Here is an 11,973-nt window from a genome sequence, read left to right as displayed (position 1 = left end):
TCGGTAATAAATCGCATCAACGCTGGCTATGGTTAGCCATTGATCATGTGACGGGTGTTGTCCTTGCCTACGTTTTCGGAAAGAGAAAAGACGCAGTATTCAGACAGCTTAAGGCGTTATTGGAGCCGTTTGGTATTAGTCTTTTTTATAGCGATGACTGGGGTGCTTATGAACGAAATATAGCCCCTGAGAAGCATGAGATTGGCAAGAGAAACACTCAGAAAATTGAACGTAAGAATTTGAATTTCAGAACATGGATCAAACGGTTAGCGAAAAAGAGTATATGCTTTCCCAAGCTTGAGAAGATGCACGATATTGTCATTGGATTACTGATTAACGCGCTTGAATTTGGGGTAGATATTTATGCTTGACCACACATTTGGCCCACTACCGTTTCTTCTTCTGGCGCTCCGGGGACGGGAGGCGCTCCAACAAAGGTGGTGATTAATGGTGCGCTGATCTGCATGTCCAGCTTACGCCGGGTAAAGTCCACATACTGCGAGCCATTGTGGTAGGTGAAAGTAGCAGAACTATGGTCAATGGCTGTGATCCTGATGAACTGGCTGGCTAAGCCATCAGGCGTGGTGATCTTATAGACCTCACCAATTTCAGGAACGGCCAGTTCCTCACGCTGATAGCCGACCACTGCACGCTGGCCTTCAAGCTGATCGCCGACCAGTTCCCAATTAGCCTTAATGCCGGGGACAACATAGCTCTCAATTCTATCTCTGGCATCGAGGCGCTCATCAGTCTGACTGTCGGTATTGAACAGCAGGACGCTGACGTTTTTATCCTTCGGCGGTTCGGTCAGGATAAGGTGACTGCCGAGGTAGCTGTCATTGTTATCGGTGCTGATCCCGACAAATGCCTTACGCAGAGCTACGTCACCAATGGTTCGGTCAATCCGGGAAATATCCTGAAATAGATTATTGACGTTCCCATCAATGACCTCGCTGCCAGTAACCCGACCGCCACCATCTTCTTCATCGGAAAGACGCTGGCTTTCAAAGAGTTTTACATCGCTATTGTTTATAGCCATAGCAATTCCTTATGCTTGGTTGACATAAATATTGGATGGGTTGTGAAAGAGAGGAACTTTTTTAAGAGGGAGTAGTCTTAAGCAATTTCAATGCTTCAATACTTCCATGTTATTAGATGAAAGCACTAGATTTTGTTCAAGTCCTCTACCTGAACTATTTCCAGAACTAGCAGGAATCGATTCAGTCCCTGAAAAAAACAGCAATAGGTCAGAACCATGTTTTAATAATCTTCGGGTTCGAGCAAAAGAGCCTGACTCATCTGTCTCAGGTACAGGTTCATCATCTCAAGCTGGAAGTCAATTATTGATTAATCGTAATATTTCACCTTCCTTGCTTGTTTCTTACATAGAATCAAATCCCACTGATTCAGGAGTTCAAGAATTAACGTATAACCATAACGTATCTCCTCAATTCCCAAATCATCCTGACTCAGGAAAACCATATTGTGCTGACCTGGCTAGTTGCGAAAAAGAAAGAGAACCAAGCGGCGCTACTTCAACTAACAGAGGATATACGGGGAAACATCAAAAATGCTCCACTCTTAATGAAAATAAGTGCATGACCATTCGCTTTTTAAACAAAAACCAGAACTCACGGGGGCTGGGCGCAGGAGAATATATGATTTCATTTGGTCATTTACTTAGCACCAAATCAAGTAGTTGCCTTGAGCGAAAAGAAAATCAGGGTGCAACCAATCTACAGCGTAGAGATTATATGCGAGATCATATTAAAATCATGGAGTCAAGTATTCTTAAGGATGAGTTAGATACAATAAGAAAAACCAAAATGTTAATAAAATTTGATGTCACCAGAAAAAAAAAAGAAGCATCCTCTTATTTATTAGAGAAAAATGATAGTCATCATCTGGTACAAAAATATGGTGCGAATGAGCTAGCTAATTGGTTTTACAGCTATACCCAACCGAATATTCTTTTTAGAGAATTGAAAGATTTTACAAATTTAAAAAGAAGTGTTTGTCGTTCCATTGGGATGATGGAAACCACGGCTATTGAATCCGAATATTTTAACTCACTTAAATCAGCCTGTGAATCTAATTCACGATCTTAGCATCTGGCGACTAAAGAAATCTTGACCTACTTTTTACTATGCGGCTAATGTCAATAATTTTAATTTAAGAAAATAATGGTCGCTATCCTCTGGGTAAGCGAAGGGTAGAACCTGCTGCGCCTCAATGGGAGACCCATTAGACCTGTCAAAGATAACGGAAAACTTCCTTCCATCAGGTAATGTCAGGCTCATTACCTGATTGGTTGTTTCTGCTAGAGTAAACAGGTTCTTGACCGTCAACCGTGATACCCACCCGGCCTCGGGTGTAATTAAAAGTGTTCCCTGATGGCTGTCATCCTGTACAGGCGACTGCATGAAGCATGGATGCAGGAGGTAGAGTAATGCAGGTGCAATTACCGAGATTGTACAGGATCCATCCACAGGGAGGTGACTGCCGATGGTTGGCTTTTATGCCTTTAGGCCCTCGGGTCCTCGGGTAATCCCTGCCAGATGGATTGTGTAAAATCCCTGTACACAATGACAGCGGAAAACGCAGCCAGGATTGTTTACAGTACTACTCCCCAAGTCCCCAGGTGACTCAATCTACTAACAAATGGGTAATTTATTTCGGGACAATTCCTCAGGTAGACATTAAGCCCCAAGAAACCTCCTCCTAAGGATGCAAAACCCATCTTGAACAGCCTGGATTCACTATCCGACAGCGAAACATCAACCCACTTGATTTTATCCTGTCCCTGATTGCAGTCCTTGGTGGTGACGGTAACTCAACTACTCCGGCTGATTTGCACCACAAGTTTAATGAGCTGACCGGCCTTAATGTGAACTCGGTCTGGTATACGATTTCTGTACATCAGATCGCACTTTCGCCTAAATCGCCTACTGTTGGTGCACTCGGGCTTCCTTGGCACGGGTGCAATTAAAAGTGTTACACAGCTGTAATTCCGTTCAGGAAGTCAAGGCTCTTATCTGTGTACGGCAACACCTCCGCTGTCATTGTGTACAGGGATTGTACACAATCCATCTGGCAGGGATAGCCATCCATCGGCAGTCACCTCCCTGTGGATGGATCCTGTACAATCCCTGTACAGGATGACAGCAATCAGGGAACACTTTTAATTACACCCTTTGGCAACAGCCTGCTTCGCAGGAATGACGGTTACGTGTCAATCTTAAACGACAAAAATCATCAATAGATTATATTGACCGATCGGTATAATAGATAGATCAATGGGTTGCCATTTATTACTGTCATCAGGTTTTTTCAGGTGACTGTAACTCTTCCGTTGATGTCTTTAAAGTCTCCTTCAGTTTTTTTATATGAGTATCTATGTCCTTAATCCAGAATGGTTGAGGCCTGCATTTAGCAAGATTCTCATTTCCAACCAGTTTTTTTAATATTTTGACAACTTCACTAGCTTCCGAAACATTGATTTTACCGGTAACCAGCTGTTCCCTTATTACATCAGCACTTCCTTTTTTAGACAACAATTTTAAACTACCACAAGGTTCACTTTCACCTGCATTCAGTTTCAAATCATTTTCCACTAACTTTCCAATACATCTTATCCACTCCGTATCAGTCATTGCCGTTTCTGACTTGATCTGCGCCAGAGTTTCAACGGCTTTGTCTTTAACAAATTGCTTTGTTGAATTACCTACATTGATAATAAAACCGATCAGCGCACTTGAAATTGGTTTAGGCCTTGCCGGAATCGTTAAAACCTTATCCAAAGCCGTTTTAAATCCTGTTTTTTGTGACAACGCAAGCTCTTTAGCGGTTATCAACATCGCAGACACCAGACTTGATTGGTTACTTAGCATATGTCTAGCCAGACTTTCCATTATTTCATTCAGGTGATTTCCTATTAGCTTCGGATTATGTTTTGCCACTCTCCTGATGAAGGTCGTTGCATCAAAAGAATCGTTCCATAATTTCGCATCAGACGATTTCAGTTTCTTAACCGCAGCCTGTAATTGACCAGTTACCTCCCCGATATCTCCGGCTATTCCTTTCAGTGATTCATAGGACATCACTTCTCTTTTCTCACCACTGGTACCATCCGGATTTCCTATCTCTAATTTATGTTTAGTTTCCTTTTCTTTTTCTTTTTGAGATAAGATTGAATAAGCCAGTTCCTTTCCTTCACCTTCCGATAATTTTTTTACAGTAGAGTATTTTCTTTGCTCACTCCCGAAACTCGACAAACCATCACTACTTTTAAGAGACAATTTCTCACTGAAATCATGACCGATAGCCCCCTCAAGACTGTCTATTTTACGACCTTGGAATTTCAAACCTGAAGATTGATCTTTTTCCTGAGAACGATCATTTTGTAAATATCTACTCTGACAAAGATCAGAGCATTTATTTTTGTTATTAAAATCTTCCACATTCTCCACTCCATAAAAAACTATTCACGCTAAAAATAGCTTAAAAACCCGGTTCAGAGAGAATCGAATATCTATGGCTTAATTAGATATTGGACAGGCTCTTAAACTCAGGAGAGGATATGGATGACGAAAACCACCGGAGTACGTACAATCCCTACAATAACGCCGATTATTCTGATGAGAACAGATTATATGCAGCAAAGCTCCACCTGGAAGTGGCTCGCTATTCTGACTGTCACCATACTGTTCTCAGGATGTTCTGGTTCATGGAATGATCCAAACCCACCCACCGATCCGGAACAAGCCACCTATTTCGGCAGTTTTATTACTCGCCCACAACACCTGGACCCGGTGCGCTCTTACAGCGCTGAAGAGGCCATGTTTCTGGATCAGATTTACGATGCTCCGCTGCAATATAATTTCCTGAAAAGACCCTATGAGCTGGAACCCGCTACCACCTCAATAATGCCGACTATTGAGCTATTGAATAAACAGCTTCAGCCTCTGTCAGACAACACTGAACAGGCTGCTTTCAGTCGTATCACCATCCGACTGAAACCCGGCATCCATTACCAGCCACACCCGGCCTTTGCCAAAGGCGACAACGGATCTTCTCTTTACCTTTTTGACACTGAAGATGAAGGCAGGCAGTACAAACTGCTGAAAGACTTTCCTGTTACCGGGACACGCATTCTGACCGCCGATGATTATATTTATCAGATCAAACGCATGGCGGACCCCATCAACAAATCGCCCCTCATTGGGCTGATGTCCGGTTACATTGTCGGGATGAAGGACTTCAGCCAATGGGCGAAAGATACCCGGAAAAATAAAGAATGGCTGGATCTGCGCCAACGCAATATGGAAGGTCTTGAGAAAATCGATGACCTGACTTTTTCCATCCGCATTAAGGGTATCTACCCTCAGTTTCAATACTGGCTGGCTATGCACTTTTTTGCCCCCATCCCCTGGGAGGCTGACCGCTTCTACCATAACCCCGGTTTTCCGGAAAAGAACCTGACACTGGACTGGAACCCTATTGGCACCGGGCCGTTTATGATGACCGTCAATTCACCCAACCGGGAAATTATTCTGGAACGAAACCCGAACTACCGGGAAGATTATTATCCATCGGAAGGTTCTGATGATGATCTGGCGCGAGGCTATCTGGCCGATGCGGGTAAGCCACTGCCGTTTATCGATAAAGCGGTTTACCGCTATGAAAAAGCAGCCACCTCCATGTGGAGCAAGTTTGTCCAGGGTTATTACGACCGCTCCGGTGATGGTAACTCCAATATTAACAGCGCCACCTTTGACCGTGCCTTTACGGTGGGTCCGGATGGTCTGGAATTGACCCCGGAGCTGGCCAGCCGTCATATTATTGTTGATGAAGAAATCAGCCCATCGTTGTATTACGTTGGCTTTAATATGCGGGACCCGGTGGTGGGTGGTTACTCTGAAAAGAAACGCAAGCTGCGTCAGGCCATCAGCATTGTTTACAACGATCAGGAATATGTGGATATTTTTCGCAACGGAATTGGCCAGGTGGCACAAGGCCCCATTCCTCCGGGACTGTTTGGCTATACCCCGGGTAAGGCAGGTTTAAACCCCTATATTTTCCAGTGGGATGAGACCACCCAAACCGCCAGAAGAAAGCCTGTTGAGTACGCCAGAAAATTACTGACAGAAGCCGGCTATCCCAATGGCCGGGACCGTGAAACCGGCAAGCCACTGATACTCTATATGGACACCACCGCCGGTGACACCAACCCACGTTCTGACTGGATCAAAAAACAGCTGGCCAAAATCAATGTGCAGCTGGAGTTCAGGCCCACGGATTACTCACGATTCAAGGAAAAGATGCGTCAGGGCAATACCCAGATGTTCGGCTGGGGCTGGATGGCGGACTACCCCGATCCGGAGAACTTTCTGTTTTTGCTGGATAGCCGACAGGGGATGATTAAGTGTCGGTGTGATGGCAGCAACACCAGCAACTATGAAAATGCGGAATATGACCGACTCTATGATCGGATAAAAACATTGCCCAATGGGACCGAAAGACTCGCGGCCATCAATCGTATGCTGGCTATTGTCCAAAAAGACAGTCCATGGATCTGGGGATTTAATAACAAGGAATATTATCTTTCCAATCAGTGGGTATACAACACCAAACGTCATGGCATCAGCCAGGGAACACTCAAATACCTTCGCCTGGATCCTGAGCTTAGGGCACAGAAACAAAAAGAGTGGAACCAACCGATTATCTGGCCACTGATTGCTGGCATCGGCCTGCTCTTATTACTGTTAGTACCCGGTATCAGAGCCTATCGCCAACGACAGAAACTGACCATTGAAGCTTCCTGAAATGTTTGAAAAGTCAGCCGGTGTTCATCCCCGCTGATGGAGATATGGATATGTTCACTTACATAGTAAGAAGGCTGTTTTATGCGCTGCCTATTTTGATTGGGGTTAACCTGCTGACGTTTATTCTGTTCTTTGTCATCAATACCCCGGAAGATATGGCAAGGGCTCATCTGGGTGACAAGTACGTGACGGAACAGGCTATTCAGGACTGGATAGTAGACAAAGGCTATAACCAGCCACTGTTTTTTAATGCCGAAACCAGCGGCCTCAGCAAACTGACCGAAACGGTATTTTTCAACAAATCAGTCAAACTGTTTGCCTTCGACTTTGGCAGTTCTGACGAGGGTCGGAATATTCGCTCGGATGTGATGGATCGTATGGGCCCCAGCCTGTCGCTGGCACTGCCCACCTTTCTGATTGGCATCTGGGTGAACATCAGTGTTGCCCTGATGGTGCTGATGTTCCGGGGCAGCAGGCTGGATCGGTTTGCGGTGGTCGTCTTTGTCACCATGATGTCCGTTTCCTACCTGTTTTACATCGTGCTTGGCCAGTTCTTCATCGCCAAAGCTTCCCGACTGGTGCCGATTTCCGGCTTTAATGGGGGTGTCGATAGCTGGCGCTTTCTGATTCTGCCCATTGCTATTGGCGTGATAGCCGGCATTGGCGCCGGATCCCGCTGGTACCGGGCCCTGTTTATCGAAGCATCCGGTCAGGACTTTGCCAGAACCGCCCGGGCGAAAGGCGTCAGTGAAGTCAGCGTCCTGTTTCGCCATATTCTCCCCAATGCCATGCTGCCCATTTTGACCGGCGTTGTGGTAGTGATTCCATCACTGTTTATGGGCAGCCTTATTATGGAATCCTTCTTCAGTATTCCCGGCCTGGGCAGTTATCTGCTGGATGCCATTCAGTCTCAGGATTTTGCCATTGTCAGAGCCATGGTATTCCTGGGGTCCGTGCTCTATATCATCGGGCTTATTCTTACCGATATTTCCTACACCTGGGCTGATCCCCGGGTGCGATTAAGCTGATCAGGAAGGAACAAATAAGACTATGGACGTTTCTATCGGGTCAGACTTATTCGGACGCTTTTTCGAAAATCATGTTCTCTGGACCATCCTCTGGAGTGATGCACTGATCTTTTTCCTTGTGGGTGCCATCACCCTTTTCCTGCTGACGCTCAGGAAAAACCCGGAGCACCGCCAGCGCTGGCGACAGGTGTTTGCTACCCGTCTGGGCATGAGCACCTTTATCATCATAATGACCTACGTTGCCATTGCCCTTGTGGACTCCATTCATTTTCGCAAGGCACTGCCAGCGGTTGAGGGACAAGGCAGTGAACAGATCTTTTACAGCAACACGGTCAACAGCCTGCTGGACCTCGCACTGGGAGAGATGGGGGAAAGAGAAGAGCGAACTTATTCAGCACCTTTTGCCCTGAAATCATGGAATAAGGAGAACCTTCTACTGGCCGACGGTGAGCGGGTTCGGGACTACCCGGACCTTACCTATGGTGGCCAGCATCTGAAAGATCCTGCCGACAGGACGAAAGATATTTTCTTTAAGTCTCTGTCTGGTCTTGCCCGGGGGCTGGCGATTGCGCTCTTTCTGATTGGCCTTCATGCCCTCTGGTTAAAAATAAAAGCAAACTTAACAGAGTCCTCTACCCTGCCCTTGCGTGCTGGCTGGATCACTTTTGCCATCATAATGGCGTTCCTGGGCTGGCTGATAATCATGGGGAATCTCTACCATGTACTGGGCACCGATCAGGCCGGTAATGACACGCTGTATGAAAGCCTGAAAGGGATTCGCACCGGCGTATTGATTGGCACCCTGGCCACTCTGGTTACCATGCCCATCGCCATCAGTCTGGGCATTGCGGCTGGTTATTTCAAAGGCTGGGTTGATGATGTAATACAGTACATTTATACGACACTGATCTCGATCCCCGGCCTGCTGTTGATCGCCGCTTCAGTACTGCTGTTTCAGGTATGGATCAATAACAACCCCAACTTTTTTACCGTAGGTCTGGAAAAAGCAGACGCTAAATTCCTGGCACTCTGCTTTATCCTGGGAATCACCAGCTGGACCAGCTTATGTCGATTACTGCGGGCAGAAACCCTGAAAATCAGCCAGCTTGACTATGTTCAGGCCGCCCATGCCTTTGGAGTCAGCCATTTTCAAATCATTAAACGACATATTCTGCCCAATCTCAGCCACATTATTATTATTTCCTTCGTACTGGACTTCAGTGCCCTGGTACTGGCAGAGGCTGTGCTCTCTTACATTGGCGTCGGTGTTGATCCGGCCATGGCCAGCTGGGGCAATATGATCAATATGGCCAGTACTGAACTCTCCCGGGAACCCTCCATCTGGTGGAATCTAAGCGGTGCCTTCTTCCTGATGTTCACCCTGGTACTGTCAGTTAATCTGTTCTCTGACCTGGTAAACGACGCTTTTGATCCCAGAATCCGACTGGAGGCTGCATGATGAAAAATAGAGAATCAGTAGCCCTGTCGGTTGATCGACTCAGTGTCAGTTTACGACATTCGCCTTACACACCCATTGTGGAAGATGTCTCTTTTGAGCTACGAAATGGCGAAATCTATGCATTGGTGGGTGAATCCGGCAGTGGTAAGTCTGTCGCCGCACTGTCAATACTGAGACTGCTCCCGGATGCCCTGAAAATAACACAGGGCCGAATTACTCTGGCTGATACCAATATCTTCAACCTGACCGAACATGAGATGTGCAAGGTTCGTGGCAAGAAGATCGCCATGATTTTTCAGGATGCACTCACCGCCCTGAATCCGGTTCATACTGTCGGTCAGCAGATAGAGGAAACCCTGAAACTGCACACCACATTAAACAGTACTGAGATCAGGGAGCGTTGCACCGAGCTACTGGGCGAGGTTGGGATTCCCGACCCTGAAAAACGCATTGACTGGTATCCTCACCAGATGTCCGGCGGACAGCAGCAACGGGTAATGATTGCCATTGCCCTGGCCTGCGAACCCGATATTCTGCTGGCCGATGAGCCCACCACCGCACTAGATGTCACTATACAGAAGCAGATCCTGAAACTGGTGCAAACCCTCACCAACAGCCGACAGCTCGCTGTATTACTGATCACTCACGATATGGGCGTGGTTCGCCAGACGGCTGATCGGATTGGCGTTATGTATCAGGGGCAGATCATTGAACAGGGTAACTGTGCTGATTTTTTTGCCAATCCTCAGGAAGACTACAGTCGTCGGTTAATAAACAGTCTTCCTGCTATGGATTCTTATCGCCCGGCAACAGAAGAGATTCCACTACTGAAGGTAGAGAACCTTTCCGTTCACTTTCCCATCCGCAAAGGCCTGTTTCAGCGAATACACAGCCATACCCGTGCCGTGGATGATATCAGCTTCACCATTGGCAAGGGCGAAACCCTGGCACTGGTCGGCGAATCCGGCTGTGGCAAAACCACAACCGGTCGCGCCATTCTTAACCTTGAACCAATCACCTCGGGCAAGATCTGGTACAACGACCGACAACTGAATAACCTCTCCCGAAAGGAGATGATGCCCTTGAGGAAAAAAATTCAGGTTATTTTCCAGAACCCGTTTTCCTCCATGAATCCGCGGATGACCGTTGGCAATATTATTGAGGAAGGCATGGTCAGCCTTGGGCTTGGACTCTCCGCCAGAGAGCGTCAGGAACGAATCGAATCATTGCTGAAACGGGTCAGGTTAGAGCCTGAACATTGCCAGCGATACCCTCATGAATTCTCCGGCGGGCAGCGCCAACGCGTCGCTATAGCCCGGGCGCTTGCAGTAGAACCCGACCTGATTATCTGTGATGAGCCCACCAGCGCGCTGGATGTTTCTATCCGGGCCGAAGTACTTGACCTGCTGCTGGAATTGCAAAGTGAATTACAGGTTTCCTATCTGTTTATTACCCATGACCTGTCGATTATTCCCCACCTGGCTCACCGGGTAGCGGTGATGCAGGGCGGTAAAATTGTGGAACAGGGAAAAACTGAAGCCGTATTGATGAGTCCTGAACATCCCTACACCAGACAGTTACTGGCAGCGGTTCCAACTACCTGTTGACGCAAGAATAAAAAAGGGTGAACTCTTCTTCTATTCACCCTTTTTTTATTTTCCCCCTGACCAGCCTGGTCAAGAATAAATGATTTCATTTGGTTAGTCGTGGAACTAACTGGTCATTCTATAGCTACACTGTCAATAAATTTGAAAATGCGGTTGAAAAAATATGAATATCGAAGGAAAAAAGTTTCCAGTTTTTCCCCATCAGGTCACAGGAGCCAAGAGCCCACCCGACGCTAGAGCGAAAACGCCTCCTTGCAGTATTAATTATTCGAGTCTTCATATTCGAATAGGTTCTATACAAATCAAAGACAATGCCTGTTTTAATTTGTCTGTTGACAATTCTAGAAATACTTCTGATCCCGGAGGAGCAGTAAGATTAATAGACCGAAATGACATAAAAATAAGCGCATTAAAAGGGGGTGAGGGTATGCTAGTTCAAACAAAAGAAAGAAAAGCTCAGATGGGTGACGATGCCATCAAAGAGGTAACAGAGCATCGTTATGATGATGGTACTAATCAAACATTTGTGAAGGAGTATATGAGATCTGGATACCGCGAGTATGGAAAGATAAGCATTCGCCAGTCAGATCCAGATGGGAACTCAAAAGCTGAATTTTTCGAAAAAAAGAAAGAGCATGGACTAGTGACAGAGGAAACATTTACCAGAGATTCAAGCAGCTCCCAATAACAAGAAATTGGTATTATTTAAATGCAAACAAATCTCCTACTCTACTAAAGGAATAGAAAGGAATAGGACATCCATAAATTTACTAATCATAAAAATTGAACCAACGTTTTACTGAATATTTCACCCTGGATTTATGGAAGTCCTGTTTATTCATTCGCTTTCAGGTGGCAGTGGAAACGGCGCCGGGAAGCAACACTGGCCTTTATTGATGATTGTTGCCGGACGATCACCCAATATTACGTAGATATCCGATAATGGTGCTTCGTTGGCAAAATAACAGTGACATAGGTTGGATCGAGCGAATGCGGGCCCCGACACAAACCCTCAGCTGCAAAAAACAATCCGCAAAAAAACGGCACCGGCAATT

At 46.2% G+C, this 11,973-nt stretch carries 9 protein-coding genes; 7 read left to right on the top strand and 2 right to left on the bottom strand.

All coding sequences use genetic code 11. The features are described 5' to 3' along the window. On the top strand, positions 1-371 hold a 371-nt coding region (locus RM811_RS01660; RefSeq protein ID WP_402520140.1), incomplete at its 5' end, for an IS1 family transposase. Here RM811_RS01660 and RM811_RS01655 read toward each other — a convergent pair. Beyond that, a complete protein-coding gene (locus tag RM811_RS01655) occupies positions 362-1,039 on the bottom strand; it encodes a hypothetical protein (protein WP_402520138.1) in 678 nt (225 codons plus the stop codon). The two genes, RM811_RS01660 and RM811_RS01655, sit on opposite strands and share 10 nt — an antisense overlap. A 106-nt stretch (positions 1,040-1,145) precedes the next feature. On the opposite strand from RM811_RS01655, the gene RM811_RS01650 reads away from it, so the two are divergent. Further along, positions 1,146-2,108: a hypothetical protein gene (locus RM811_RS01650; RefSeq protein WP_402520136.1), complete on the top strand. Its 963-nt coding sequence runs from the start codon at positions 1,146-1,148 to the stop codon at positions 2,106-2,108. Positions 2,109-3,320: 1,212 nt separating this feature from the next. Here the strand turns inward: RM811_RS01650 and RM811_RS01645 are convergent. After that, complete coding sequence (locus RM811_RS01645; RefSeq protein WP_402520134.1) at positions 3,321-4,460, bottom strand: hypothetical protein; 1,140 nt, start codon at positions 4,458-4,460, stop codon at positions 3,321-3,323. Between the two features lie 123 nt (positions 4,461-4,583). On the opposite strand from RM811_RS01645, the gene RM811_RS01640 reads away from it, so the two are divergent. From RM811_RS01640 to RM811_RS01620, 5 genes are all read left to right on the top strand, one after another. Beyond that, a complete protein-coding gene (locus tag RM811_RS01640) occupies positions 4,584-6,824 on the top strand; it encodes an ABC transporter substrate-binding protein (protein WP_402520132.1) in 2,241 nt (746 codons plus the stop codon). A gap of 50 nt (positions 6,825-6,874) precedes the next feature. After that, a complete protein-coding gene (locus RM811_RS01635; RefSeq protein WP_402520130.1) occupies positions 6,875-7,852 on the top strand; it encodes an ABC transporter permease in 978 nt (325 codons plus the stop codon). A gap of 22 nt (positions 7,853-7,874) precedes the next feature. Next, entirely contained in the window at positions 7,875-9,311 is a 1,437-nt protein-coding gene (locus tag RM811_RS01630; protein WP_402520128.1) for an ABC transporter permease, read from the top strand. After that, positions 9,308-10,918 (top strand): ABC transporter ATP-binding protein, encoded by a 1,611-nt coding sequence (locus RM811_RS01625; RefSeq protein ID WP_402520126.1) that lies wholly within the window; start codon positions 9,308-9,310, stop codon positions 10,916-10,918. The genes RM811_RS01630 and RM811_RS01625 overlap by 4 nt, the downstream gene beginning before the upstream one ends. Before the next feature lie 163 nt (positions 10,919-11,081). Then, on the top strand, positions 11,082-11,606 hold the full coding sequence (locus RM811_RS01620; RefSeq protein ID WP_402520124.1) for a hypothetical protein: 525 nt from the start codon (positions 11,082-11,084) through the stop codon (positions 11,604-11,606). The last annotated feature ends 367 nt before the right edge of the window (positions 11,607-11,973 follow it).

The organism is Endozoicomonas sp. (genome assembly GCF_031844845.1).
GTDB lineage: Bacteria > Pseudomonadota > Gammaproteobacteria > Pseudomonadales > Endozoicomonadaceae > Endozoicomonas.
Note: the sequence above shows the minus strand (reverse complement) of the source record. Positions and strands in the feature narration are given on the sequence as shown.

What these genes read in the sequence shown, in the direction of transcription:
- RM811_RS01655 (WP_402520138.1), bottom strand. Translation starts at nt 1,039, where the DNA reads ATGGCTATAAACAATAGCGATGTAAAACTCTTTGAAAGCCAGCGTCTT.
- RM811_RS01650 (WP_402520136.1), top strand. Translation starts at nt 1,146, where the DNA reads ATGTTATTAGATGAAAGCACTAGATTTTGTTCAAGTCCTCTACCTGAA.
- RM811_RS01640 (WP_402520132.1), top strand. Translation starts at nt 4,584, where the DNA reads ATGACGAAAACCACCGGAGTACGTACAATCCCTACAATAACGCCGATT.
- RM811_RS01635 (WP_402520130.1), top strand. Translation starts at nt 6,875, where the DNA reads ATGTTCACTTACATAGTAAGAAGGCTGTTTTATGCGCTGCCTATTTTG.
- RM811_RS01630 (WP_402520128.1), top strand. Translation starts at nt 7,875, where the DNA reads ATGGACGTTTCTATCGGGTCAGACTTATTCGGACGCTTTTTCGAAAAT.
- RM811_RS01625 (WP_402520126.1), top strand. Translation starts at nt 9,308, where the DNA reads ATGATGAAAAATAGAGAATCAGTAGCCCTGTCGGTTGATCGACTCAGT.
- RM811_RS01620 (WP_402520124.1), top strand. Translation starts at nt 11,082, where the DNA reads ATGAATATCGAAGGAAAAAAGTTTCCAGTTTTTCCCCATCAGGTCACA.